The sequence below is a fragment of the Pannonibacter phragmitetus genome (assembly GCF_050510895.1).
In the GTDB taxonomy this organism is placed as follows: domain Bacteria; phylum Pseudomonadota; class Alphaproteobacteria; order Rhizobiales; family Stappiaceae; genus Pannonibacter; species Pannonibacter phragmitetus_B.
On sequence record NZ_JBNINT010000001.1, the window covers coordinates 102,691 to 128,511 of the forward strand.

22 protein-coding genes and 3 pseudogenes are annotated in these 25,821 nt (G+C 61.9%); 15 read left to right on the forward strand and 10 right to left on the reverse strand.

Translation table 11 applies throughout. The annotated features are described in order from the left end of the window. Positions 1-345 precede the first annotated feature (345 nt). The 3 genes from ACQB61_RS00490 to ACQB61_RS00500 all read right to left on the reverse strand — a co-directional run bounded on the left by ACQB61_RS00490 (position 346) and on the right by ACQB61_RS00500 (position 5,654). Positions 346-1,929: an ABC transporter substrate-binding protein gene (locus tag ACQB61_RS00490; RefSeq protein WP_430511043.1), complete on the reverse strand. Its 1,584-nt coding sequence runs from the start codon at positions 1,927-1,929 to the stop codon at positions 346-348. A 212-nt stretch (positions 1,930-2,141) separates the two neighbouring features. Continuing rightward, entirely contained in the window at positions 2,142-3,848 is a 1,707-nt protein-coding gene (locus ACQB61_RS00495) for an adenylate/guanylate cyclase domain-containing protein (RefSeq protein WP_430511044.1), read from the reverse strand. Positions 3,849-3,956: 108 nt separating this feature from the next. Then, the gene (locus ACQB61_RS00500; RefSeq protein WP_430511045.1) at positions 3,957-5,654 is read right to left on the reverse strand and encodes an adenylate/guanylate cyclase domain-containing protein; all 1,698 of its coding nucleotides are present in this window, start codon (positions 5,652-5,654) and stop codon (positions 3,957-3,959) included. 195 nt (positions 5,655-5,849) lie between these two features. On the opposite strand from ACQB61_RS00500, the gene ACQB61_RS00505 reads away from it, so the two are divergent. Beyond that, entirely contained in the window at positions 5,850-6,209 is a 360-nt protein-coding gene (locus ACQB61_RS00505) for an ArsC family reductase (protein WP_430511046.1), read from the forward strand. A 37-nt stretch (positions 6,210-6,246) separates the two neighbouring features. Here ACQB61_RS00505 and ACQB61_RS00510 read toward each other — a convergent pair whose 3' ends face one another. Beyond that, a complete protein-coding gene (locus ACQB61_RS00510; RefSeq protein WP_430511047.1) occupies positions 6,247-6,663 on the reverse strand; it encodes a YcbK family protein in 417 nt (138 codons plus the stop codon). 249 nt (positions 6,664-6,912) lie between these two features. On the opposite strand from ACQB61_RS00510, the gene ACQB61_RS00515 reads away from it, so the two are divergent. Continuing rightward, positions 6,913-7,626 carry a DUF4272 domain-containing protein gene (locus ACQB61_RS00515; protein ID WP_430511048.1) on the forward strand — a complete coding sequence of 238 codons (714 nt, stop codon included), beginning with the start codon at positions 6,913-6,915 and terminating at the stop codon, positions 7,624-7,626. A gap of 146 nt (positions 7,627-7,772) precedes the next feature. Here ACQB61_RS00515 and ACQB61_RS00520 read toward each other — a convergent pair whose 3' ends face one another. The 4 genes from ACQB61_RS00520 to ACQB61_RS00535 form a co-directional block, all read right to left on the reverse strand. Beyond that, entirely contained in the window at positions 7,773-8,522 is a 750-nt protein-coding gene (locus ACQB61_RS00520; protein WP_430511049.1) for an FKBP-type peptidyl-prolyl cis-trans isomerase, read from the reverse strand. A 97-nt stretch (positions 8,523-8,619) separates the two neighbouring features. Next, complete coding sequence (locus tag ACQB61_RS00525) at positions 8,620-8,964, reverse strand: PilZ domain-containing protein (protein ID WP_430511050.1); 345 nt, start codon at positions 8,962-8,964, stop codon at positions 8,620-8,622. 73 nt (positions 8,965-9,037) lie between these two features. Then, positions 9,038-10,003, reverse strand: a complete 966-nt coding sequence (locus ACQB61_RS00530; protein ID WP_430511051.1) for a 2-hydroxyacid dehydrogenase — start codon at positions 10,001-10,003, stop codon at positions 9,038-9,040. Positions 10,004-10,049: 46 nt separating this feature from the next. Beyond that, positions 10,050-10,859 carry a creatininase family protein gene (locus ACQB61_RS00535; RefSeq protein ID WP_430511052.1) on the reverse strand — a complete coding sequence of 270 codons (810 nt, stop codon included), beginning with the start codon at positions 10,857-10,859 and terminating at the stop codon, positions 10,050-10,052. Positions 10,860-11,040: 181 nt separating this feature from the next. Here ACQB61_RS00535 and ACQB61_RS00540 point away from each other — a divergent pair, with 181 nt between their 5' ends. From ACQB61_RS00540 to ACQB61_RS00550, 3 genes are all read left to right on the forward strand, one after another. Beyond that, complete coding sequence (locus ACQB61_RS00540) at positions 11,041-11,250, forward strand: hypothetical protein (protein ID WP_430511053.1); 210 nt, start codon at positions 11,041-11,043, stop codon at positions 11,248-11,250. Positions 11,251-11,476: 226 nt separating this feature from the next. Continuing rightward, complete coding sequence (locus ACQB61_RS00545; protein ID WP_430514251.1) at positions 11,477-12,079, forward strand: putative metalloprotease CJM1_0395 family protein; 603 nt, start codon at positions 11,477-11,479, stop codon at positions 12,077-12,079. 108 nt (positions 12,080-12,187) lie between these two features. Then, entirely contained in the window at positions 12,188-13,333 is a 1,146-nt protein-coding gene (locus ACQB61_RS00550) for an MFS transporter (RefSeq protein WP_430511054.1), read from the forward strand. Between the two features lie 247 nt (positions 13,334-13,580). Here ACQB61_RS00550 and ACQB61_RS00555 read toward each other — a convergent pair whose 3' ends face one another. Together ACQB61_RS00555 and ACQB61_RS00560 are read right to left on the reverse strand one after the other, a co-directional pair. Beyond that, positions 13,581-14,924: an 8-oxoguanine deaminase gene (locus ACQB61_RS00555; RefSeq protein WP_430511055.1), complete on the reverse strand. Its 1,344-nt coding sequence runs from the start codon at positions 14,922-14,924 to the stop codon at positions 13,581-13,583. Between the two features lie 260 nt (positions 14,925-15,184). After that, positions 15,185-15,574 carry a RidA family protein gene (locus ACQB61_RS00560; RefSeq protein WP_430511056.1) on the reverse strand — a complete coding sequence of 130 codons (390 nt, stop codon included), beginning with the start codon at positions 15,572-15,574 and terminating at the stop codon, positions 15,185-15,187. A 350-nt stretch (positions 15,575-15,924) separates the two neighbouring features. On the opposite strand from ACQB61_RS00560, the gene ACQB61_RS00565 reads away from it, so the two are divergent. The 10 genes and pseudogenes from ACQB61_RS00565 to ACQB61_RS00610 all read left to right on the forward strand — a co-directional run. Continuing rightward, positions 15,925-16,929 carry an ABC transporter substrate-binding protein gene (locus ACQB61_RS00565; RefSeq protein ID WP_430511057.1) on the forward strand — a complete coding sequence of 335 codons (1,005 nt, stop codon included), beginning with the start codon at positions 15,925-15,927 and terminating at the stop codon, positions 16,927-16,929. 123 nt (positions 16,930-17,052) lie between these two features. Then, positions 17,053-17,887: pseudogene (locus ACQB61_RS00570) on the forward strand (ABC transporter ATP-binding protein). A 118-nt stretch (positions 17,888-18,005) separates the two neighbouring features. Next, a complete protein-coding gene (locus ACQB61_RS00575) occupies positions 18,006-18,752 on the forward strand; it encodes an ABC transporter permease (protein ID WP_430514252.1) in 747 nt (248 codons plus the stop codon). Position 18,753: 1 nt separating this feature from the next. Next, complete coding sequence (locus ACQB61_RS00580; RefSeq protein WP_430511058.1) at positions 18,754-20,106, forward strand: cytosine deaminase; 1,353 nt, start codon at positions 18,754-18,756, stop codon at positions 20,104-20,106. After that, positions 20,103-21,508: pseudogene (locus tag ACQB61_RS00585) on the forward strand (FAD-binding oxidoreductase). Before ACQB61_RS00580 ends, ACQB61_RS00585 begins: the two are co-directional and overlap by 4 nt. 84 nt (positions 21,509-21,592) lie before the next feature. Then, on the forward strand, positions 21,593-22,180 hold the full coding sequence (locus ACQB61_RS00590) for an NAD(P)H-dependent oxidoreductase (RefSeq protein WP_430511059.1): 588 nt from the start codon (positions 21,593-21,595) through the stop codon (positions 22,178-22,180). Between the two features lie 112 nt (positions 22,181-22,292). Beyond that, a complete protein-coding gene (locus ACQB61_RS00595; protein WP_430511060.1) occupies positions 22,293-22,817 on the forward strand; it encodes a MarR family winged helix-turn-helix transcriptional regulator in 525 nt (174 codons plus the stop codon). A gap of 182 nt (positions 22,818-22,999) precedes the next feature. Next, positions 23,000-23,908 (forward strand): DMT family transporter, encoded by a 909-nt coding sequence (locus tag ACQB61_RS00600; RefSeq protein ID WP_430511061.1) that lies wholly within the window; start codon positions 23,000-23,002, stop codon positions 23,906-23,908. A 77-nt stretch (positions 23,909-23,985) separates the two neighbouring features. Continuing rightward, positions 23,986-24,537, forward strand: a complete 552-nt coding sequence (locus ACQB61_RS00605; RefSeq protein ID WP_430511062.1) for an OmpA family protein — start codon at positions 23,986-23,988, stop codon at positions 24,535-24,537. 176 nt (positions 24,538-24,713) lie between these two features. Next, a pseudogene (locus ACQB61_RS00610) lies at positions 24,714-25,748 on the forward strand (LacI family DNA-binding transcriptional regulator); the annotation flags it as partial. Positions 25,749-25,821: the final 73 nt, after the last annotated feature.

Consider the following 25,821-nt stretch of genomic DNA (forward strand, 5'->3'; position numbering starts at 1 on the left):
TGCTGTTCCTTTTGCCTGTACCGGCCCCTGGCGATTGCCAGCCGGTACGTTGAATCGCGTGATCTTGCCCAAAGTAGGGCTTCCAGTCGCTGGAAGGTCAAGAGGTGTTGCAATGCAGCAATTTTCGGCAGTTTCTGGCTGATTTTGCTCAAAATTTCCTCAAGTTGAGGCTTTATTTTATGGTGCGATGCGGTAGCATGACCTTACGGAATTTAAGTGGGCCTGACGTATTTAAGGGCCGGTTCTTAGTGCAAGCGATTGAACGGGCATGAGGTATCGAGGGGAGGCTAGGTGCTTCCCCTCTTTTTTGTCTCGATAACGGGGCGCTAAAGCTCCGTTGGCCGGTTATTGCTGCCGGATGAAGCGGAACAGGAACTGGTCATCGGCCCGCTGCTCCACATGGAAGCGGTTTGAGACGCCCCAGGCCAGCTTCTGCTGATGCAGCGGGATATAGGCTGCGTCTGCGTTGAGCAGAGTGTAGATTTGCGCGGTGAGGTCTGCGCGCCGGTCCTTGTCTTCCTCGCCGGCAAGCTGACGGATCAGGGCATCTGCCTGCTCGTTGCAGTAACCGCCGATGTTGAACGCCCCCTCTCCCGTGGCTGTGTTGCGGCACATGGCAACCGCTTGCAGCAGGCTGAGGCTGTCGAAGTCAGCCGGAGTCCAGCCGAGCAGATAGAAGGACGTGTCATAGCCGCCCGTGGGCAGGATGCGGCCGAAGTATTTGGCCTTGGGCTGGATATCCGCTCGGGTCTTGATGCCAACTTTCGAGAGCATGGACGCCACTGCTTCGCAAATGCTGGCGTCGTTGACATACCGGTCATTCGGGCAATCGAGTGTCAGCGAAAAACCATCCGGATATCCCGCTTCTGCAAGCAGGCGCCGGGAAGCTTCCGGATCGAAAGGCAGCCGGGAGAACTCGTCGGAGCGGGAGAACAGTGCCGGGCTGACGATAAGGGCGGCAGGTTCGGCTGTGCCGCGCATGATCTTGCTGCTGATGGCATCCACGTCTATGGCCTGATAGACGGCCTTGCGCACCCGCACATCCTTGAACGGATTGCTGCCCTTCACACTGGCGTAAAGCAGTTCGTCCCGGCTTTGATCGAGGCCCAGAAACAGCGTGCGCAATTCCGGGCCGCTAAGCACCTGGGTGGATGGGTTTTGTTCCACGCGTGCAATGTCCTGCACCGGCACCGGATAGATCATGTCCAGCTCGCCTGAAAGCAGGGCAGCAACACGGGTGGGGCCGGATGTGAGGGCGGAGAACTCGACCCGGTCCGGCAAGCCTGTCGTGGCGTCCCACCAGGCGGGGTTCTTCTCATAGACGGTCTTCAGGCCGGGTTCGTGGCTGATGATCCGGTAGGGGCCGGTGCCATTGGCCTTCAAGGCGGCGGCGCCCGGCGCCGCGCTGGACGCTGAGGTGACCGGAACAGCATCGTTTGCCTCCGTCCACTCCTTGTCCATGATGTACCAGGTTTCCCACTCGGCGGGCAGCGCCGGGGCAGGGGACGTCAGGTGGAAGTCGACTGTATGGCTGTCAACGGCCACAGCTTGTGTGCCTGCGGGCAGACGTGTACCCACGTCAGAGCCCTGCGACTGGGCACGTGTGGCTGAAAACACCACGTCATCTGCTGTCAGCGTGCCGCCGTCGTGAAAGTGAACGTCCTTGCGCAGGTGAAAGCGCCAGTGGACCGGGCTCAGCATCTCCCAGCTCTCTGCCAGCGCTGGTTCCAGCTCCAGCTTCTCGTTCCGCCGCACCAGCCCCTCATAGACATTGCCGAGGGCGGAGAGCGAGAAGGTTTCGTTGAGCGAATAGGGGTCAAGACTGTTCAGTCCGCCCTGATAGGCATAACGGAATGTAACGCCCTCCGCATGGAGAGCCGTTGCCGTGGCAGCCAACAAGCCGCCTGCCAGAAAATATTTCGCGATCATGGGTGCTCTGCCCGAGTCCTGTTTTGCCTGCCTGCCTCAAGCCTCCGGGCCGCAGATATTCGAGCGGGTGAGCTGGGGCCGGCGGCCTGTTTGCCGCTCAGCCCATCATCGCAATGGAGGGGCAGGCCGTCCATAGCTAGAAATTTGTATTTTCTCGCTTTTCCTGTCCTTAAAGCGGCATGCTGCGCCATCTGCCCATGGTACGGCCTGAGTCAGGCAGCATCTCCTTCCTGCGTGAGGTTCAGTGCTTCTTGCAGCAAGGCCGCGTTGCTGATGCAGGCCACGGATATGGCCTGGCTGCGGCCCCTGACGCTGACAGTCCTGACGGACTCACAGGTTGGAAGCCGGATGCCTGCAGTTTCAAGAGTGTCCAGTGAGATCGCCGCCAGCACGTTTGCATCCTTGGCCACGCCTTCAAGGCGGCTGGCGACATTTACCACGTCACCCAACGCGGTCAGCGAGCCGCCGCCTGCGGCGCTCTCCTCCAGTCCGATCTGACCCAGGATGGCAGGGCCTGCGTGCAAGCCGATGGCAAGCTCCAAGGGACTGCTCAGCTGGGGAGCTAGGCTCTGGTTCAGGACGTCCAGTTCGCTGCAAAGCGCAGTAATGGATTGCAGGGCGGATGCAGCTCCTTTGCTGAGCCCCTCATTGAGGCCGAATAGGGCCATCACGCCGTCGCCCATGACCTTGTCGACCTGTCCGCCGTGGCTGCGGATGACACGGGCGACGCTGTCCACATAACGGTTGAGGATGAAGACCACATCGAACGGCAGTCTGCCCTCGCTCAGGGCCGTGAAGCCGCGCAGATCGACAAACATCACGGCGATCTGCTGCTCCGTGCCCCAGCGCAGATTCTCTGGTGCAGCATCCCCAATCTGTGTGCCGGTGCCGCGCAGCAGCGGACGGACTGTCAGATCGGCGTGGGGCCTGATCTGGCAGGCGAGCCGCACATTCGGTGGCGCCTGTACACGCTTGAGCACCTGCAATTCGGCCTGGTCTGGCGGCGGCAGGGAGTCGCCCCCTTCGATGATGAGCGTGCGGCAGGTGGAGCAGCGCGCCCGTCCGCCGCAGACCGACAGGACCGGCTCGCCCGTCAGGCGGCTGATTTCGAGAAGCGTGGCTCCGGGCTTCACTCTATGCGTCTTCCCGCCAGCGTAGCTGATCGTCAGACTGCGTGCGATCCGGCTCGAGGTCTGGCTCCAGAACAGCCACGCCGCGACCAGGGCGAGAGCGATGAAAAATATGGCTTCTCCCGCCGCGATATAGGTTGCCAGTGTATCCAGTTGGTCTCTTCGCAGCCAGGTTGCCGTCTTGCCGTCAGCTACCAGGCTGCGTGCGGCATTGATCCAGCCGCTGGTGGCCAGAAGGGGAACCGCCACTGCCAGCCCGTAAAGCAGCATTTGCCAGCGCGGATACCAGGCTTTCAGCTTCAGCCAGTGGTGAATGCCGATGCAGCCATGCAGCCAGACCGCCAGCATCAGGAGTGTCTGCGCAACAGCGGCGCCGGGCCACATGAGCATCAGGATATTCTGATAGTTCCTGCTGGCATCAAAAATCTCTGCCGCGCCACGCGTCACGGCGATGTGCTGGATCAGCTGGATGGGAATCACGAGGCCGAGGAGAATCTGCGCGGCCTCCCAGACAGGCATTTTCCAAGTGCGCCGCCCGGCAATCCGCCAGAGCGCGGCAGACACATGAACCAGCAACGCGCCGTAGAGCACCGCCGTGCCGGGAAGCGACTGCCAGAGCAATGTGCGCCAGCGCTGACCGGCTTCCATCGCCTCCAGCGACACGAGCCCCAGAGCATGATTGAGAAAATGCAGGGACGCGAAGGTAAAGAGGATCAGGCCCGAGACGAGCCTTATCCGCTGCAGGGCAGGTGTGCTGCCCTGCAGAAGTCTGAACTCACGGCTCGCCATGTCCCTCTCCGGGTCCTCCATCATCGTCCGGGCTTTTATGCCGCCGGATGTGCGAGGGGCAAGTCAACAACCCGTCAAGCCATCTGTCAGAGACCTGCGTTGAACGTCTCAGGCCGCCTTGTTGCCTGCGAGGGCTCTCTGCAGCAGCGCCAGGTTCTCCACACAGGCCACCTCCAGCGGTTCCTTCCGTCCGCGGATCGGCACATGGAGGAAGGGCCGCAACGGCTCCAGCCACAGGCCCGAAGCCGCCAGAACATCGCGCGAAATGGCACAGGTCGCATTGTGTTCCTTGGCAACGCCTTCCAGGCGGCTGGCGACATTGACCACATCCCCAAGTGCCGTCAGGCCCGAAGCGACACCATTGCGCCCATCAAGGCCGATACGGCCCAGAATGGCAGGGCCGCCATGCAGGCCGACGGCAATCCGCAAGGGACCGCTCAGCTGGGCAGCCAGATCCCGGTTTACATGCTTGAGCTCGGCAGAGAGGTTCACAATCGCCTGCAAAGCATCGCGGGAGCCTTGCTCAAAGGTGCTTTCAATGCCGAACAGCGTCATGATGCCGTCGCCCATCACCTTGTCGATCATCCCGTTCTGGTTCCGGATCACGCGCACCACGCTGTCGACGTAGCGGTTGAGGATGAAGACCACGTCGAAGGGGAGTTTGCCCTCGCTCAAGGAGGTGAAGCCGCGTAGATCCACGAACATGACGACCACCGGCTGTTCCGTGCCCCAGCGGTAGCGGTCCTGCAGGCCTTCCCGCGGAATGGCTGTTCCTCCATGGAGCAGCGGACGGACAACCAGGTCCGCCTCTGGGCGGATCTGGCAGGCGAGGCGGACATTCTTGCCTGCATGTATGCGCTTGAGCACATGCGTCTCTGTCTCGCCGGGGGCGTGCAGTCCTGCGTTGCCAGAGACAATCAGCGTGCGGCAGGTGGAGCAGCGGGCGCGCCCGCCGCAGACGGACATGACAGGTACGCCGCGCATGCGGCTGATTTCGAGCAAGGTTGGACCGGGTCTGGCACGGACGGTCTTTTCTCCCAAATAGTGTACGGTGAAGGCCTTGCGCCCTGCCGGTGCCAGCTGGCGGGCCACCGAAACGATCAAGGCCAGCAGAAGAAGTGAAAAGAACACCACACGGCTGATATCGGTGTAGACCTGCAGCTGAGCAGTCTGTTCCGCCGTAACCTTGAGTTGGTACTGACCTTCCAGAACCAGCCGTCTTGCGCCATTGATCCAGCCCGTAAGCGACAGAAGCGGCACAGCTGCCGCCAGCGTCAGAAGCGTGCCGCTCCAGCGCGGATACCAGGGCTTCAACCGGAGCCAGAAATGAATGCCGACGCAGCCGTGCAGCCACACGAGCAGAAGCAGCAGGCTCTGGGTGATGCCGGAGGCGGGCCAAAGCGTGGACAGTTCATGCTGATAGTCCATGTGCGCGTTGTAAATCTCTACCGCGCCACGCGTCATATAGATGTGCCGGATCAGCAGAAAGGGAATGGACAGGCCTAGAAGGATCTGTACCCCTTCCCAAAGGGGCATCCGGAAGGTGCGCCGCGCTGTGATGCGCCACAGGGCAAGTCCCACATGCACCGCCAGCGCGCCATAGAGGGCGACGGTTCCCGGCCATGACCACCAGACGATGAGGCGCAGATCCTGACCTTTCTGCATCCAGTCCAGCGATATGTTGCCGAGGGCGTGGTTGAGGAAATGGGTGCTGGCAAAGACAAAGAGGATCAGCCCGGAATAAAGCCGCAGCTGCTGTTGCAGTGATCCGTTGCCGGGCGGCGTGCGCATCTGCCGTGGTGCCATGGAACTCTCTTGAAAAAGGGATTTGAGCAAATACACGTAAGCTGCTGCAGTTTGGGCCTGCACGGGAAACATGCAAGCGGAATGATGCAAACGGCAGAATACGGCAGCTTTCAATCAGGCCAGCCGCAGGCGCGCCATATCTTGATGAATCTGCTATGAGGCCCTCAATGTCCATCAACGTGAAGTGAGACTCGTATGATCGTCTATGGAATCAAGAACTGCGACACGGTGAAGAAGGCCCGCGCCTTTCTGGATGCTGCCGGTGTGGCCTACACCTTCCATGACTACAAGAAGGACGGTGCGGACGCGGCGAAACTGGCGCAGTTTGTCGAAGCTTTCGGCTGGGAGCAGGTTTTGAACCGCCGTGGCACCACATGGCGCAAGCTGCCGGATGAGGTGCAGGACGCGGTCAAGGACAATGCCAGCGCCATCGCCCTGATGCTTGAGCATCCCTCAACCATCAAGCGCCCCATTGCAGAAGCCAAGGGCCGCACACTGCTGGGCTATGATCCGGTGACCTGGGAGATGGCGCTGGAAATGGGCGAACTGGGTTGATGCCAGTAAAGGCCGGGGCAGCCTGGCCCCGGCTTGCCTACCATGTCCTGCGGGGGCCGTTGTCGATGTGGTAGAAGCCGCTGGAGTAGCGCTTGTAACCGCCAACCTCTGGCTGGGCGCGCAGGAAGGCGAGTACTTCCTGCGGATTGCCGTTGACGCGGAAATCCACGGCGCGGCAATTGAGATGGTAGGAATTGCCAGCACCGCCCTTCCACCAGTTTTCCAGCCACCAGCGCTTGGTGGACATCACCGTCACCCGCCCGAAACGGTCCGACACGCGGTTGAGGACATGCTTGAGGTCACGCGGAACGCACCATTTTGTGTCGTTGTAGGTGATCCTGTCCGACGATGGGGTGATCCAGCCAAGTCCGGTGATCCCCGAAACCGTTCCGCAGCCGCCGAGCGAAAGGGCGGCAACGAGAAGAACTGCTTTTGCGGACAGCCGGCGGGTCATGGTTCTGGCCTTCGTAACTCTGTTTGCCCCCTTTGCCAGACTCGTCCCCGAAAGTTAAAATTGTCATGAAAAACAAGGTTAACAGGTAACTAATGCTCATCCTCCGTTTCTGCCCGGAACTCTGATCAGGTGCAGGTTGATGACATTTTCTGGACAGGTTCGGCCAATATGGCTTTGCCCATCCATGTTGCATGAAGCTTTCTCATGCCGTTCTTGATGCCATTTTTGAAAAAGAACAGGGATTGACGAATGAGATCCTTTTTTACCTTCCTGAAAGTGCTTCTCTTTCCATCGCTGGTAGCCGCCAATAGCACTGTACTTGCCGATGAGGCGCAAGACCGGAAGGCGCGCTCCATTGCGATACTGCAAGAGGAGGGGGTCAAATACACAGATCACCTTCCGGTCATCGAAACCACCGGGACAAGCCTGCGGCGCACTGAGGAAGAGGTCGTCCGGCGCATGATCGCACTGGCTATCGTCGCGGTGAAAGGTGAGACCGGAGACCATGCGATGTCGCAGGCGCTCGTCCGTCAGTTCAGGGCGAAAGGCTATTTTTCCCCCGCCGAACAGGCTTTCATCGACAATCCCGAACCTTCTGAACATGACCGCAACCAACTGACCTGGCGTTATGAGTCTGTGCATGTGCTGCTCTGGGCGCTTGGCATTTATGATGAGCTTGGCAAGCCTGACACAATAACGGATGTGCCGCTGCTTGCTGCAACGCTGCGGGATCTGGGACCTGATGGTCTGCGCAAGAAGGCGAGGCTGCGGCCGCAGAAAGAGATTCTGGACGCTACCGATCTGATCTACCGGTATCACTGGGCTATTGTGAATGCCCGGGTGGCCGGCGAGCCGGCTCCTGCATCTCTGAATGCCAGTACAGTCTACGAGCGTCATTACACGTTGAACTGGCTGATCGGCTACATGGGGCAGGACTGGGACGATATCTCCACCGATACGTGATCCCAGCACCGGATCAAGCTCCGTATCAGGCACCTGAACATGACTGCGGCCCGCCGGACAAAGTCTGGCGGGCCGCAGATTATATGCCGGATTGGCGATGCTGACGCCATCCGGCCCTGATATCAGCGTTGGACCAGATCCGGTCCTTACGGCAGCTTCGGTGCTTCCACTTCGCCGCCGGAGGCAATCCAGCTCATGATGCCTTCCTGTACATTCGCAACCTTGGTCAGGCCGGCCTGCTCGGAAAGATACTTGGCCAGCATGCCGCTGCGGTTGCCGGAACGGCACAGCAGGATGACTTCATCATCCGGAGACGCGATGATCTTCTCCAGCTCCGGGCCGAAGTCCGGGTTCACCTGACCGGCCGCATCGAAGAACGTGACGAGGTGCGAACCGGGAATGACGCCCGTTTCACGCCATTCTTCCTCGGTGCGGATGTCAATCACCGGAACGCCCGCGGCCATGCGGGCCTTCAGGGCATTGTTATCGAGGTCGGTGAAGCTCTTGGCCTTCACGTCCAGAAGTTCGATCTCGAAGCGCAGGGTTGCGTTGGGCGGAATGACGCCGCCGGCGCCGCGCGGACCATAGGCCAGTTCCGGCGGAATGGTCAGCTCGCGCTTGCCGCCAACCTTCATGCCCACAACGCCCTGTTCCCAGCCCGGGATCACACGGCGCTCGCCAAGCGTGAAGCTGAAAGGTGTTCCGCGGTCGACGCTGCTGTCAAACTTGGTGCCGTCCATCAGCCAGCCGGTGTAATGCACGAAGACCGTGTTGCCGACATCTGCTTCGGTGCCGGTGCCGATCTGAATATCCTTGATCTGCATTTCCTCTGCCTGGGTCTGTGCCGTCAGGGCAAGCATCAGCGAAAAGACTGCGGCCACCAGTGGCTTCAACATGACTGCCTCACGACTAACGCCGGGTCACGATGAACCGGCTCTTGGCCTGAACTGTTCAGACCCGGCCGCTCAAGTCAAGGGCAGGCCGTCTGCAGTCTCAGTCCTTCAAAGCGTAGTAACGCCGTGCGAGGGCTCGCTGGCGGTTCATTGAAAACAGGGCCGCCTTGGCAGGCGGTACATCATATTCGATGCCTGCATTGGACCCGGCGCGCCAGCGCAATGTGGCCAGCGCTACCGTGTTCTCAAGTTCATCAAAGAGGATGATCTCCTCAGGCAATGCAACATCCACCGGCAGCTTAAGTCTTGCGCCGCCGGGGGACATGTCACTGATCACGCAGTCGCAGAGAAAGTTATTGTCACAATCGACAATGCGGCCTGCGCGAAGCCGGGTCTTCTGCCGTTTATGACGACGCATTTCGGTAAACTCTTGGGCAGCGGGCACTGTGTTGGCTCCATCTTCTGGTTGATGGATTTTTCATAGGGTTACCCTGCGTTAGAGCTGCCGATCAAGCGTTTCACATCCGGGGGAATGGCGTTTCTGCAACTGGGGTTACCGGTTTGCCAACGCTGAACCAGCTTTTGAGATTATCGACCACCAGCTGGCCCATGGCATCGCGGGTGGCGACGGAAGCCGAGCCCACATGCGGCAGAAGCACAGCGTTCGGCAGATCCTGAAGGGCCTGCGGCACATGCGGTTCATGCTCGAACACGTCGAGGCCGGCCGCCATGATCGTGCCCTTCTTCAAAGCTTCGATCAGGACGGACTCATTGACGACCGAACCGCGGCCAATGTTGATGAGCACGCCCTGCGGTCCCAGTGCCTCCAGCACGCGCTCGCCGACCATATGTTCGGTCTCCGGGCCACCAGGTGCAACGATCATCAGCGTGTCCACCGCTTCGGCCAGTGAGACGAGGCTGGAATGATAGGTGTAGTCCACACCCGCCTGCTGGCTGCGGCCATGGTAATGCACGCTCATGCCGAAGGCCTCGGCACGGGTGGCAATGGCCTTGCCGATGCGGCCAAGGCCGAAGATGCCAAGCGTGCGTCCGCGCAGGGTGCCCGGCGTAAGGCGGTAGGCGCCCTTCTTCTCCCAGTTTCCATCGCGCAGCCAGCGCTCGGCGGCGGACAGCTCGCGGATGGTCATGATCATCAGGCCGATGGCCGTGTCGGCGACTTCCTCGGTCAGCACGTCCGGCGTGTTGGTGACGATGATGCCGCGCGTGCCGCAGTGACGGGCGTCCACCTTGTCGTAGCCGACACCGAAATTGGAGACGATCTCAAGGTTCGGGAACCGGTCGATGAAGGGCTGGTCCACGTGGAAGAAGCTGACCGCGATGCCCCGGATGATGGCTTCACGCTCCTTGAGGAAGGTTTCCGCGTCTTCGGCTTCATAAAGCTTGTGCAGGGTGAAATGCGGCTCGAGGCCATCGATGATCATGTCCCTGAGCGGGGACGGGATGAGTATGTCGGGCTTGCTCATGACGTTTCCTTGGAAGCTGGCTGTTATTTTGCTGTTTGGGAGCCGTTTAGGCGCCGGGAGACCAGAGGCGGGAGAGATCGAAGGCGTGAATGTCCTTCAGCAATTCCACGAAGCCTTTGGCGGCATGGTCCAGAGAGGCCTTACCCTTCTCTGCGGTGGCGCGGGCCGCGTTGCCGACGGCGCCTGCCGGGTTGAGATCCTGTGCCTTCCAGCCGAACTGCTGCTGGCCGTGGCCGCGCAGGTATTTGAACTCCTTGATGAAGTCCTGCTGCGCCGACGGAAAGTCGGCGGCCTTCTCCATGCGCACCAGATCCGGCTGCAGGTGCAGCATGATCGAGGTTTCGATGTCGCCACCATGGATGCCGTAAGTGAACTCATCCGCCGGGAAGATGCCTTCCGGCTGGCCGAACCGGGACCAGGCGGTAGCGGTCACCAGCATTTCGTGGCTGATGCGCAGTTCCCGCGCCACGATGTCGATGATCGGCACGTTGCCGCCATGGGAGTTGACCAGCACAAGCTTGCGGATGCCCGCACGGGCGACGCTTTCGCCGATGTCGATCCAGGCGCGGGTCAGCGTCTCCCAGGAGATGGTCAACGTGCCGGGCGAGGAAATGTGCTCGTTCGACTTGCCGATCTGCTGCACGGGCAGAAAGGTGACCGGCAGGTCATCGGGCAGAAGCTCCATCGTCCGGGCAATCTGCCCCTCTGCAATGGCTGTGTCGGTCCATACGGGCAGGTGGGGGCCATGCTGCTCGATGGCGGCCACAGGCAGTACTGCTATCCAGTTGCGCGTGTCGGAGCCGGAAAATTCGGCCGTGGTCATTTCATGCCAGAAACGGCGCGGCAGGGCGGGCATCTCGTGAAACCTTCTGAAGGGACAATCAGGACAGGGTTGCCAGACTAGCCGGGTGCAAGCCTGCCGTCATGCCCCTTGTTGCATCAGGAGAGGCTTGCCCCTGCCTTGCTTCACGCAATTCTGATCAAATGACTTAACGCCCGTTAAGAAACGGGCAATCGGGGAGAGGTATTTTCCTGGCATGGTGAGTGTGCTCGCAGGCCTTTCTGCCGGCATCGGCTCCCGTGCCGATCCGGCCTCGGCTGCCATACGGGATGCTGCTCCTCAAGGTGAACGCGAGGGGCGGGGCGATGCTGCACGCCGCAGTGCGGCCAGCCCCAAGCCGCAGCCGCGCTCTCCGGTGCATCCCCGACGCTTCGCGCGGATGCAGTTCAGTTTCTTCAAGGTTTGAATGAAGACGGCAGCGGCCTGCGCAACGTCCGGCGCAGTCAGAGTGCAGAGGGTGAAGAGCCGCAGGCCCAATCTGCAACGGGTAGTCGCGGCGGCTCTGCCGGCGAAGAAGAAGCGGCTTCTGCCGGGGCGAGGCAGAGTGATGGCGGGAAAGCTGCTGGTCAGGGGGCTCCCCGGCAGCAGAAGAGGGCGGCGGCTCCGGTGGCAGCGATGCGTCCGGCGAAAACCTGACAGAAGAAGAACAGAAGCAGGTCAAGGACTTGCAGGCCCGCGACCGGGAAGTCCGGGCGCATGAGCAGGCTCACGCACGGGTTGGCGGTGCTCATGCCGGTGCGCCCAGCTACACTTTCCAGCAGGGGCCGGACAAGAAACGCTATGCCATTGGCGGCGAGGTGCAGATCGACACCTCCGCCGAGCGGACACCGGAGGCGACTGCCCGAAAGATGCAGATCGTCATTCGAGCGGCAACCGCGCCTGCCGAACCCTCTTCACAGGATCTGCGCGTCGCCCAGCAGGCCCGTGCCACATTGCAGGAAGCGCAAGCGGAGATACGGGCTCAGTCGGCGGAAGAACTGCGTGGTGGTGACGAGGCGAAAGATGCGGGCAGCGCTGACGTGTCTTCCCGCTCTGCGCAGGGGGAAGCGGACAGCGGTGAGCAGGCATCAGGCCGGGGCACTCCCGCGTCCGGGGAGGAGCGGGGTTCCGTTTCGGGAGATGAAGGCGCGGGGGACAGCCGCCGTGCTGACCGGGCCTCCGCCCGTGCCGCCTATGAGCAGGCTCGCTCTCTTTTCGGTGCAGCTTCTTCCAGCCAGCCAGGGCTTGTGGCCTGATCCGCGTCACCATATCTTCACTTGAAAGGTTTCCCCGAGTTGCCTAACTAGCAGGCTCCTCCCTGCCGCCACCGGATTGCTGGCGGCCGCTTTTCAGGAACATTTCCAATGTCCGTTCTCCGCGCGCGCTACGCTGTTGGCGTGGTTTTCCTTGTTCTCGGTACGATGGTTGGTGTCTGGGCTTCGCGCATCCCGGATATCAAGATCATTCTGGGGGTGGATGAGAGCGGCTTCGGCATGGTGCTGCTGATGATGGCTTCCGGTGCCTTCATCTCTCTTCCTGTCACGGGCCGCATGGTCGATGTCTGGGGCGCTGCCCGCATGGCCAAGTTGGCCGTGGCTGTGACGCTGGCGCTGTTTGCCTGCCTTTCCTTCGGCACGTCGGTGGCGCTGATTGCGCCCGTGGTCTTTCTCTTCGGCTTTGCCATGGGCTGCCTTGATGTGTCGATGAATGCCTGGGGCGCGGAAGTGGAGCAGATGCTGGGACGGCCTGTCATGTCCTCCTATCACGGTCTCTACAGCCTTGGCGCAGGTGCTGGGGCTGGCGCGGGTGCTGTCGCCCTTATGCTGGAGTTGACGGTGCCGCAGCATTTTCTGGGCTGGAGCGTGCTTTTGCTGGCTGTCATCCTCTGGGTGTTCCGCACGCCCTGGGTGTCGGTACGGGCTGAGAAGGGCGGCGAAAAGGCACCGCTGATTGCCATTCCACGCGGAGCACTGTTCTTTGCCGGTGTCATGGCGCTGGTGGCCGCATTGGCTGAAGGTGCCATCACGGATTGGGCTGCCCTTTATCAGATTCAGGAGCTCGGCATTGACGATTCCACGGCGGCGGTCGGCTTTGCCGTGTTCTCTGTGGCCATGGTGGTGATGCGCCTGTCCGGCGATCAGCTGATTGCCCGCTTCGGCCCTGTGCCGGTCGCCCGGATCAGCGGCATTGCCGCCGTCAGTGGTGCGGCGCTTCTTGTTGCAGGCGGTCCCGTCTGGATGATCTGGGCAGGCTGCCTGATCATGGGGCTTGGCAATGCGGTGATCTTTCCGCTGGCCATGTCACGCGCTGCGGCGGAACCGGGCACGTCCAAGGGCGCGGCGCTGGCTTCCGTCGCCACACTGGGCTATGGAGCTTTCCTCTTCGGCCCGCCGGTTCTGGGCTTCATCGGCCACGCCCTGTCGCTGCGCACATCCTTCCTGCTTGTGGCTCTGCTCGCCCTGCTGATCCCGCTTCTGGCCGGAACGCTGAAGGTCAGCCGCGAGGCCTAAAGGACTGCGCACGGCGGAGCCATTCACGAGGCGGTCACCCCGGCCTTCGAGCCGGGGTCTACTCGCTTCCAGAGCGTAGCTGTTGTCTGAAAGGGTGCGGTAACGCGATTTTACGAGAGCCGCCCGCATGGCGCATCATTTGCCCTCTCTGCAAGCGAGTAGGCCCCGGGTCTGCGCTTCGCTTCGCCCGGGGCGGCGCCGAGGCAAGGGGCGGAGCCTGTTACAAGCGCGGCGTTGCGCCTATGCCCTACAAGCTCTCCAGAAACCGCTTTGCCGCCTTGCCGTGCTCGTGGCGCAGGCGGGCCGTGTCCACGCCGTGGGGCTGGCCGTCCGTTACCTGCCAGGTTCCACCCACCATCACCCGGTCGGCGGCATGGGCGCCGCAGAGGATGAGGGCGGCCAGGGGATCGCCCGCGCCGGAGAAGCGAAGCTCATCCAGCGTGTAGAAGGCAAGATCCGCCATAAGCCCCACCCGGATGGCACCAATGTCATCGCGGCCAAGGCAACGGGCGGAGCCTTCCGTTGCCCAGCGGAATACGTCGTGATGGGTGACCGAGGCTGCATCATAGGTGAGGCGGTTGATCATCAGCGCGTGGCGCAGGCCTTCCATCAGGTTGGAGTTGTCATTGGAGGCCGAGCCGTCGACGCCAAGGCCAACGGGCGATCCGGCCGCTTCCAGCTCCTTCGTACGGCACTGGCCGGAGGCAAGAACCATGTTGGAGGTGGGGCAGTGGCACACACCGACGCAGGCATGGCCGAGGCGCTTCACCTCGTCATCGGTGAAATGGATGCCGTGGGCAAGCCACACCCGGCCGGTCAGCCAGCCGCAGTCTTCCAGATAATCCACCGGGCGGCAGCTGAATTTCTCGACGCAATAGCTGTTCTCGTCGTGGGTTTCGCCCAGATGGGTGTGCAGGCGGCAGTCAAAACGTTCGGCCAGCGCCGCGCTTTCGCGCATCAGTTCCCGCGTTACCGAGAAGGGCGAGCAGGGTGACAGTGCCACCTGCAGCATCGAGCCCTTCGAGCGGTCATGGAACTTCGAAAGCACCCGCTCGCAATCGGCCAGGATCTCATCCTGATCCTGCACCACGCTGTCGGGCGGCAGGCCGCCATCCTTCTGGCTGAGGTTCATGGAGCCGCGGGTGATGGTCATGCGCATGCCAAGGCGCGCGGCCTCTTCGGCCTGAATGTCCATCGCCGCCTCAAGGCCGGCCGGATAGACATAGTGGTGGTCAGAGGCCGTGGTGCAGCCGGACATCAACAGTTCGGTCAGCGCAAGCCGGGTGCCAAGGCGGAAGGTCTCCGGCGTCACGTTGCGCGCCCAGATGGGGTAAAGCGCCTGCAGCCAGGGAAACAGCTCTTTGTTGATCGCCTGCGGGTGGGCGCGGGTCAGCGTCTGGTAGAAGTGGTGATGGGTGTTGATGAGGCCGGGAATGACCACGTGCCGTGAGGCATCAAAGGTGGCCTGAACCGGCAGCATGGGCTCGCGGCCCTTCCCCACCAGTTCCACGATGACGCCGTCTTCCACGACGATGCCCCGTTCCGCTCCTTCGGCGAGAATGGCAATCGGGTCCTTGATCCACAAACGCATGTCCGGTCTGGTCCTTCTGAAGCTGGACCTGCGGGCTTGGATAGCAGGCACTTGCCTGCCCGAGTTCCGCACAGGATTTCACCGGGGGCGCAACCGGTCACTGCAAGCCTTTAGTGCTACAGGCAGTCATGAATGCGCACGCGGGTTTCTGGCACGGCTTCAAGGCTTCTGTCGAGGCTGTCTCTCCAGTCTGGGCTGCCGTTTCTCGGCCATGTTCAACAAAAATTGTTTCTGTTGAACATGGCTGCTTTCGTTGCATCTCAGTCCGCCCTGGCGGCAATCACTTCCACTTCCACGACGAACTCCTCCCGCGTGAAGCCGCCGACGATCATCAGTGTGGAGGCGGGAGGAGGTGTGGCGGTGAACTCGTCGCGGGTTTTCATGTAGCCTTGCATGTGCTCGCGTCCGGTGACGAAGGCATTGATACGCACGATGTCGGCAAGGCTCATGCCTGCGGCCGCGAGGATCTCGCGGATATTGCCAAAGCATAACCGCGTCTGGGCCTCGACGCCCGGCGGGATCACGTCATCCGGCCCAATGCCAAGCTGGCCGGAAGTGAAGACCAGCCGGTGTCCGGCAGGCACTTCGATGCCGTGGCTGTAGCGGGCGAAAGGTGGACGGATGGTGGCTGGCGTAACGGAGTGTGTCATGAAGCCTCTGGCGGGTCGCAGCCGGATGGCTGCCGGGTGGTTTGGGCGCTTGTGAAGGCCAGAGTGCCGCCGGGACTGCGTCTGCGCAAGAGTTGCGCATGCTGATCCGAGTGGCAAATGCCTGCAGATTGTGCAAGCCTGCAACCGCCTGGAGCCGATCCAGCGGGGGCGGAAGTGCCCAAGCGGCAGACAGATGACGGGAAGCCGCCATTGAATCTGCAAGTTACAGCCGGACAACGGCTGGCATGGGGCTTGCAGCGTCAGTTCAGCGTGATTGCCTGAACCGCTCCAAGGGCCTGAGGAGGCACAGCGGCAGAGCTTTAAAAAGCAATACGGAGGCGGAAGACAACATGCGCTTTTTGACTTCTCTTGGCGGGGCTGCAGCCCTTGGCCTCGTGCTGTCCAGTCAGGCTTTTGCTCTGGATGAAATCAAGTTCGCCACCAACTGGCTGGCTCAGGCCGAACATGGCGGCTTCTATCAGGCAGTCGCCGATGGGACCTATGAGAAATACGGCCTGAAGGTAGAGATCGTGCAAGGCGGCCCGCAGGCGGCCAGCCGGGCGCTGATGCTGGCAGGCAAGGTCGAGTTCTACATGGCCGGCAACATGCTGCAGCCGCTCAATGCGCTGGCCGAGGATATTCCGGTCGTTGAAGTGGCGGCCATCTTCCAGAAGGACCCTCAGGTTCTGATCGCCCATCCCGATGCCGGGCTGGAAAAATTCGAGGATCTGGCGAAGCTCCCCACGATCTTTATGGGCACGGATGGCTTTGCCTCCTACTTCCAGTGGATGAAGTCGGCCTATCCGGGTTTCAAGGATGAGCAGTACAAGCCATATGCCTTCAACCCCGGTCCGTTCCTCGCCGACAAGCAATCGGCGCAGCAGGGCTATATCACCTCCGAGCCCTATGCCGTTGAAAAGGAAGGCGGCATCAAGCCGAAACTGTTCCTGCTGGCTGACTATGGTTTCGAGACCTATTCCACCCTCATCGAGGGGCGCAAGGATTACGTTGAGGCCAACAAGGATCTGACACAGCGCTTTGTCGATGCCACCATCGAGGGCTGGTACAATTATCTCTACGGGGACAACACGGCGGCCAACGAGCTGATCAAGAAAGACAACCCGGAGATGACGGACGACCAGATCGCCTTCTCCATCGAAACCATGAAGTCCTTCGGTCTCGTGGAATCGGGCGAGGCGCTGGACAAGGGCATTGGCTGCATGACGGACGCCAAGCAGCAGGCCTTCTATGACAGCATGGTCAAGGCGGGCGTGGTGAAGGACGGGATCGACATCAAGTCGATCTACACCACCGAATTCGTCTGCAAGGGCGTGGGCATGAACCTGAAGAAGTGACACTCTGCTCCAGCAGGCGGCATTCGCATGCTGCCTGCTGCCAGCCGCCGCTCATGTGATGCAGCCGATGCATCCGTGAGCCGGTGTCCTGTTGTCTATCTGTCAGGGAGCCTGTGTCAGGGCATGTCCGAATTGTCTCATTCTGCCGCTTTCGCCGCAGCTGCGCCCCATGTTGGGTCCTCCCGTCCGCTTGTACGTCTCAATCGCATTTCCAAGGTCTTCTCCAGTGGCACCGTTGCTCTGAAGGACATGACGCTGGATGTGGGGCAGGGGAGTTCATCAGCCTTCTGGGCCCCTCCGGCTGTGGCAAATCCACGGCACTGCGCATCATTGCGGGCCTTGGCGACATTTCCTCCGGCGCGCTGGATTGGCCAACGTCGGACCATGACGCGCTGGGCAAGGCGCATCCGGAAATCAGCTTCGTCTTTCAGGAGCCGACCTTGATGCCCTGGGCAACGGTCTTTGCCAATGTCTGGCTGCCGCTGCGGCTCAAGGGGTCTCAAAGGACGCCGCGCGCGAAAGGGTGAGCGAAGCGCTGGAGATGGTGGGGCTGGGCCAGTTCCACGAGGCCTATCCGCGGGAACTTTCCGGCGGCATGAAGATGCGCGTTTCCATCGCCCGTGCGCTGGTGACGCGGCCAAAGCTGCTGTTGATGGATGAGCCTTTCGCGGCGCTCGATGAAATCACCCGCTTCAAGCTGAACAATGACCTGCTGCGCCTGTGGGAGCGGTTCGGCTGGACAGTCATCTTCGTCACACACTCGGTCTATGAGAGTGTCTATCTGTCGAACCGCATTGTCGTCATGGCGGCCCGGCCAGGGCGTGTGGTGAGTGATCTTGTGGTGGATGCGCCCTATCCGAGGGATGAGGAGTTCCGCACGTCGTCCATCTACAACGACTATTGCCGCCAGACCTCGGCGGCCCTGCATGCGGCCATGGATGTGAGGGACCACCTATGACGGCAGCTGAGAAGAGCGAAACGGCTGACAGCGCGGCGATGGGGGCTCGGAGCTTCCGCCTGTCTCCGGAGTGCCGGATCTGGCGGGCAGGCTGCTGCGTATCGGTGTTCCCGCGCTGATGCTGGGGCTGCTGGTGCTGGCCTGGGCCTGGTATGTCAGCGCCTATAACGTGCCGCATTACATTCTGCCCAGCCCGGCCCGGGTTGCTCAGTCGCTTTACAATGACTGGGGCACCCTGTCCGGAGCGCTCTGGGTCACGGTGAAGATCACGCTCACCGCGTTGTTGCTGGCGCTTGCCGGAGGCGTGGGGCTGGCAGTGCTGATGACGCAGTCGCGCTGGATCGAGCTCGCGATCTACCCTTATGCGGTAATCCTGCAGGTGACGCCGATTGTCGCCATTGCGCCGCTGATCCTCATCTATGCGCCAACAACACAGACTGCGCTGCTGATCTGCGCCTTCATTGTCGCCTTCTTTCCGGTGCTGTCCAACACGACGCAAGGGCTGAAGTCGACGGATCATAACCTTCTGAACCTGTTCGAGCTTTATGGCGCGAGCCGCTGGCAGACGCTGCTTTATCTGAAGCTGCCCGCCGCGCTGCCCTATTTTCTGGCTGGCCTCCGCATCGCAGGCGGACTGGCGCTGATTGCTGCCGTGGTGGCCGAGTTTGCGGCAGGTTCAGCCGGTGCGCAGTCCGGCCTTGCCTACCGCCTGCTGGAAAGCCAGTTCCGGCTCAACATTCCGCGGCTCTTTGCGGCTTTGATCCTCCTGTCCCTGACGGGTGTTGTGATCTTTGCAGCAACCAGCCTTGTTTCGCATCTGTTGCTGCGGCGCTGGCATGAAAGCGCCATCCGCAGGGAGAATTGACATGACCTGGCTGCTGAAGGCCCCGGTGCGCGGCACCGCCCGTTTCCAGCGCGCAAGAGTGCCCGCTTCCCTCCTGCCGGACCACGTGGCAGGCAGCGATCCGGCTGCATTGGTGCAGGTCGATATCGAAGTGCGCGATGGCCGTATCGAGATGATCCGCCCCTCCGGCGGTATTCCGGCGGCGCCCTGCGGTGACTGCCATGATCTGGATGACGGCATGGTTCTGCCAGGCCTCATCGACATGCACACCCATCTCGACAAGGGCCACATCACGCCGCGCCGTCCCAATCCGGATGGCACCTTCATGGGAGCGCTGACGTCCGTCGGGCTTGATCGCATGGCCAACTGGACGGCGGCAGATGTGCGGGCGCGCATGGAGTTTTCGCTCCGCTGTGCCTATGCGCAGGGCACGGTGATGATCCGCACCCATCTCGACAGCCTGCCGCCTCAGGAGACGATTTCCTGGCCCGTGTTCCAGGAAGTGCGCGAGGACTGGGCAGGCCGGATCGAGCTGCAGGCCGCCTGCCTCTTCGGCATTGACCGGCTGGATGCGGATGATGGCTATCTGACCGCAATCGCAGACCGGGTGTCCCGCGCTGGTGGCGTGCTCGGGGCTGTCACCTACATGATCCCGCGCCTCAACGAGCATCTGGACGCCATATTCCGTGCCGCTGCCGAACGGAACCTGCCGCTCGACTTCCATGCGGATGAGACCGGAGACACCGGTGCCCGAACCCTGCACCATATTGCCGAAGCGGCCATCCGCAACGGCTTCAAGGGGCAGGTCGTGGTGGGGCATTGCTGCTCCCTCGCGCTGCAGGAACCGGACGAGATCGGCCGCACGCTGGATCTGGTGGCAGAGGCCGGGCTTGGCATCGTGTCCTTGCCCATGTGCAACATGTATCTGCAGGACCGGCAGGCAGGGCGCACACCGCGCTGGCGCGGTGTTACGCTGTTGCATGAGATGAAGGCGCGCGGCATTCCGGTGGCCGTTGCCTCCGACAACACCCGCGATCCCTTCTACGCCTATGGCGACATGAACCTGATCGAGGTCTACACCCAGGCAACGCGCATCCTGCAACTGGATCATCCGGTAGGCGACTGGATCAACACGGTGACGCGGACACCGGCGCAGCTGCTTGGCCGGTCTGATCTGGGCAGGCTGACGGAAGGCGCGCCGGCCGACATGGTGCTGCTGCGGGCGCGCAACTGGAGTGAGCTTCTGTCCCGTCCGCATGGGCTGAAGGCGGTGCTGCGCCATGGCCGGACCATCGACATGACCTTGCCGGACTACCGCGAACTTGACCCTCTGATGACCAATGCCGTGACACTTGAACGGGGAGCTGCTGAATGAGTGCGCTCGAAAAGCTGAAGGCGGACCTCGCCGGGATTGCCATGGAGGACAATCCGCAGATCGTGAAACAGAAGAGCCGCGATTTCTTCTGGTATTCGCCGGTTCTCAAGCAGCAGCTGGACCACGTGACGGGTGATCTGGTGGTGACGCCCAAGTCCGAGGCGGAGGTGATCGAGGTTCTGAAGGCTTGCTACGCCCTCGATATTCCGGTGACGGTGCGCGGCGCTGGCACCGGCAACTACGGCCAGGCCATGCCGCTGTCGGGCGGTGTCATTCTCAATCTGGCCGAAATGAACAAGGTGAAGTCCATCCGTCCCGGCGTTGTGGTGGTCGAGCCGGGGGCGATCATCTCGAAGATTGATGACGAGACCCGCGCCCATTCCGGGCAGGAACTGCGGCTGCACCCTTCCACCTATCGCACGGCCACGATCGGTGGCTTCATTGCGGGCGGCTCCGGGGGCGTCGGCTCAATCAACTGGGGCGGGCTGCGCGATCTTGGCAATGTGCTGCGCCTGCGCGTCATCACCATGGAGGCCGAGCCGAAGGTGCTGGAGATGACTGGCCATGACCTGCACAAGGTCATGCATGCCTATGGCACCAACGGCGTCATCACCGAGGTGGAGATGCCGCTGACGGCTTCTTATGACTGGGTGGACGTGGTCGTCGGCTTCGATGCCTTTATGGACGGCGTGCGCTTTGCCGATGCGCTGGGCAATCAGGATGGATTGCTGGTCAAGGAAATCGCCCCCATCGCCGCGCCCGTGCCGCATGACTATTTCCTGCGGCATCAGAAATATATCCGGCGCGATCAGTCGGTGGTGGTGGTGATGGTGGCCTCCTTCGCCATGGATGCCTTTGCCGCCTTCACCGCAGCGGACCGGCGCGCCTCGATCCTCTACCGTTCGGATCTGGCCGATGAGGCGACGCGAAAGTCTCTGCCGCCGGCCTATGAGCTGGCCTGGAACCACACTACCTTGCGCGGGCTGAGGGTTGATCCCTCGATCACTTATCTGCAGGTGCTCTATCCCTTCCCCGATCACGTGGAGAAGGTGCGCCGCATGTGTGAGCTCTTCGGTGATGAGGTGCCGGGGCATCTGGAGTTCGTGCGTTTTGACGGCAAGATCACCTGCTTTGGCCTGCCTATCGTGCGCTACACCTCCGAAGAGCGGCTGAACGAGATCATCCGCCTTCACGAGGAGGGCGGTTGCCCGATCTTCAACCCGCACCGCTACACGCTGGAAGAAGGGGCATGAAGCAGACCGACGAGGTGCAGCTTGCCTTCAAGCGGCAGGCGGACCCCAAGGGCCTGCTCAATCCGGGCAAGATGATTGCCTGGGAAGACCCGTCCTACGATTTCCGCAGTGGCAAGGTGTTCCTCTTTCCGGGCCTTGCCCGCGCCTGAGATGCGGTTCGCGGCCCCTCTCCACTTGACCAGTCATTTGATCCGGCCAGCTGTTGTGCTGGCCGGGATGCCGGAGGCATCAAGGTGAAGGCACTCGTCGTCTATTCGCATCCCGTTCCGGAAAGCTTCAATGCCTCAATGCGTGATCATGTTGTCTCGGTGCTTCAACAGGCCGGGCATGAGGTGCGCTTGATCGATCTCTATGCCGAAGGTTTTGACCCTGCCATGAGCGCGGAAGAGCGGCGCGGCTATCACGATCTGGAGAGCAACGTGCTGCCCGTGAAGGCGCATGTGGAAGCAATCCTGTGGTGCGACATGATGGTGTTTGTCTATCCGACCTGGTGGTTCGGGCTTCCTGCCATGCTCAAGGGCTGGTTTGACCGGGTCTGGGTGCCGCATGTCACCTTCGAGATGCCGTCCGAGCACACCGGCATGCGGCCGAAAATGCAGCATATCCGCAAGATCGCCATCGTCACCACCTGCGGGGCAAGCTGGTTTGTTTCCAAGCTGATGGGCGAGCCGGGACGCAAGACCATCATGCGGGGGCTGCGTGCGCTCTGCGCACCGCGCTGCAAGACGCTTTACCTTGCCCACTACAGGATGGACAGTTCCACGCCGGAAAGCCGCGGCCGCTATGTGAAAAAAGTTGCAGCAAAGCTCGCAAAATTCTGAGCCGGGGCACAGAGTGTCATTTGACGGTTAAACAACGCGGCTAGGGTGCCGGCGAAACGGCGTTCTCTTCCGGTGCGCCGTGCTGGCCATTTCCACTGCGGAGCGAGCGATCATGGCATTCAGTTACAAGAAGAGCGTCACCTTCCGGCTGCTGCAGGCTGCCAAGGCCCAGCGGGCGCGGGCCGGGACCCATCTGATGCGCGCGGGTCTGCATCCGGGCCAGGAACTTGTGCTGAAGGTGCTGGCTGACAGCGATGGCCGCACCATGAGCCAGCTTGCGCTGGCGCTCGGCGTCCAGCCGCCCACCGTGACCAAGATGGTCACCCGCCTGTCCGCGCAAGGGCTCGTCCGCCGCCAGATCTCCGATACGGACGGGCGCCTTGCCCGCGTCTTCCTCACCGATGAGGGGCGTGACCGGATCGAGGCTGTCGACAAGGCCTGGAAGCGCCTCGAGAAGGAAGCCATCGCCGGTCTTGACGACAAGGACCGCAAGCGCCTGAAGAAGCTGCTGCGCCAGATCGAGAAAAACCTCTCCCTGTCTCTCGATGATGATGATGGCGACGAAGAGCTGCTGGAGCCGGATGAGGACGATGCGCCCAAGGCAGCCGTGATCGCGCTGGCCGCGGCGGAAAGCTGAGACCCTTCCCAATTTGAGCTGCCGTTCACAGAAGAACAGCAGCTCGTTGCAAGGCTGCCATACCGAAAGGGCAGGGCGAACCGTACCGTTCGGTCTGTTTGTGGGCTTCCGTTCTCCGGACACTCGCTCTAAGGTGCTGAAGCGGCGCCGTTTTGGGCGCGGGCGTTTCTGGAAGAAAATCCATGACCAGCATTCCGGATGGATCCGGCTCAGGGCAGCGTGAGGAATCGCGCAGCCAGCTCATCGGTATCGGCATGCTTCTGCTTGCCTGTTTCCTCTTTGCGGGCCTTGATGCCACGGCCAAATATCTGGTCCGCGACCTGCCGGCCTTTCAGGTCGTGTGGGTGCGCTTTGTCACGCATATGGTGCTGGCTTTCTTCCTGTTCCGCATCTGGGCGCATCCGGAGTATTTCCGCACGGACCGGCCAGTGCTGATGATCCTGCGCGGCTTTTGCCTGCTCGGAAACACCTCGTTCAATTTCCTTGCCATGCGGCATCTGCAGCTGGCCGAAACCATGTCGATCATGTTTGCCGGTACCATTCTGGTGACGGCGCTGGCCGTGCCGATGCTGGGTGAAAAGGTTGGACCCCGGCGTTGGGCGGCCGTGTTTGTCGGTTTCATCGGCGTGCTGGTCATCGTGCAGCCCGGCTCCGGCCCGCTCAACTGGGCGGTGATCTATTCGCTGCTGTCGATGGTCTGCTACTCGCTTTACACGCTGCTGACGCGCATGCTCTCGACCACCGATTCCACCCTGAGCATGCTGATCATTCCTGCCGCCGTGGCGTCTCTGGCGATGGCGCCGGGCGGCATTTCCGTGTGGCAGGCACCGCCGAGCCTGTTCCATTGGGGGCTGATGCTTGGCACTGGCGTATTTGGCGGGTTGGGGCACTGGATCCTGATCAGCGCCTACCGCCGTGCGCCCGCATCGGTGCTGGCGCCTTTCACCTATGTGCAGATCATCTGGATGATCGGTCTCGGCTATCTCGTCTTTTCTGACCTGCCGGGCAGCTCCACCCTGATCGGTGCGTCCATCGTCGTCTGCTCCGGGCTCTACATTCTCTACCGCGAGCAGATCGTCAAAAAGCGGTAGGCCTCCGCTCGCCGGATCTCCCCAGTCTTTTCCGTTGACGCCTCGCGGCAGGAATGCTCTGAAATTCCTGCAAGGGCTTGGCGAAGATCGGGGGCGTTCTCGTGCAAAGATGGGGCTTATCAGGACTGCGGGCGCTGGTGCTCGTAATGCCGCTGGCCGGTTGCGCCGGCCTCGGGTTGACGGACGGCGATGCACCGGCAACGCCGGCCCAGGCGGCCGGGTTTCAGCCGGGCAGCGAGGAAGAGTTCATGCTGAATGCGGGCCGCCGCATCCACTTCGCCGAAGGCTCGGCGGCCATTTCCCCTGAGGCCGAAGCTATCCTGATCCGGCAGGCCGCCTGGCTCAATGCCTATCCGCAGTGGCTCGCCAAGGTTCAGGGGCACGCCGATGATCCTGGCGGAGAAGCTGCCAACAAGCGCCTGTCCGAGCAGCGGGCAAAGGCCGTCTTCGAAAAGCTGGTGGCCCTGGGCGTGGATCCGCAGCGGCTGTGGTTCAAGGGCTATGGCATCGAACGGCCGGAAACCGACTGTGATCCTCAGGATTGTGCCCGGATGAGCCGTCAGGTCACGGTCAATCTGCGTAATGAGTTTGACGACAGTGCGCCGCAATTCAAACGGTTTGGCCGGTAAGTGCGCCGCATGGCTTGCACTTCCCGTTGATGCCCCGCATGCTCGATAGAACTTGCGATTCAGGGCCTTGCCGGTCTATCAGCCTTTTGTCTGGCTGGTTCCCCGCAAGCGGGCCGGAATTGCTTTGGCGCATGTGAGGGACGGCGCGTATGGGTGCAGACACGCCCCGTGACGAAATGGGTGGCGATGGCGACGACACGCCGCGCGGCAAACGGCTGACACTCAGCGACATTGCCGACAGGCTTGGTGTGTCCACGGCCACGGTGTCCCTTGCCCTGCGCGATTCGCCGCTGGTGGCCTCGGCCACGCGCGACAAGATCAAGGAAATGGCCCGTCAGGTCGGGTATATCTACAACCGCTCGGCTGCTTCCCTGCGCACCGCCAAGACGCAGATCGTCGGCGTTGCGGTGCATGACATCATCAATCCCTACTTCGCCGAGATCTTCCGCTCGCTGGAAGATGTTCTCGAAGCGCAGGGGCAGATGGTCTTCATCTGCAATCACCGCGACAACGTGGAGCGCCAGCGCGCCTTTGTGGATGCGCTGATGCAGCACCGTGCTGACGGGCTGATCCTGTGCTCATCGGTGGGCACCACGGCGGACGAGATCAACAGGCTGACCGATCAGGGCATCCCGGTCACGCTGATGTGCCGTGATGTGGAAGGGGCAAGGGCCCCGGCCGTGCGCGGCGACGACGAACTGGGCGGCGAGATGATCACCCGGCATCTGATCGCGCAGGGGCACCGCCATATCGCCATGGCTGGCGGACGGCGCGGCAGCTCCACCGGGCGTGACCGCAATGCGGGCTGGCGCAAGGCGCTGGCGGAAGCTGGCATCGACCCGGATACGCAGATCGACATTCCCGAACTCATGACCCAGGCTGATGGCCGTGAGGCTGCCCCGCGCATTCTCTCCACTGGCGAGCGTCCAACCGCTGTCATGTGCTTCAATGATCTTGTGGCGCTCGGCATGATGCCCGCGCTGCGCCGTGCCGGTGTGGAGCCGGGGCCGGATATTGCGGTCACGGGTTACGACGATGTGGACGGCGCGGCCTCACGCACGCCTTCACTCACCACCATCGCCAGCCACCCGGATGAAATCGGCCGCCGTGCCGCTGACCTCATCCTGCGCCAGATCGGCGGCGAGCGCGTGTCCAACACGCTGCATCTGATCCCGCCTGATCTGAAGATCCGCGACAGTTCCCCGCCCCCGGCGTCCGTCTCGGCAGCAAGCTTTAGAGGCTTTCCATCCGGCAATTGGGATGAGGGCCGTGCTGTGCCATATG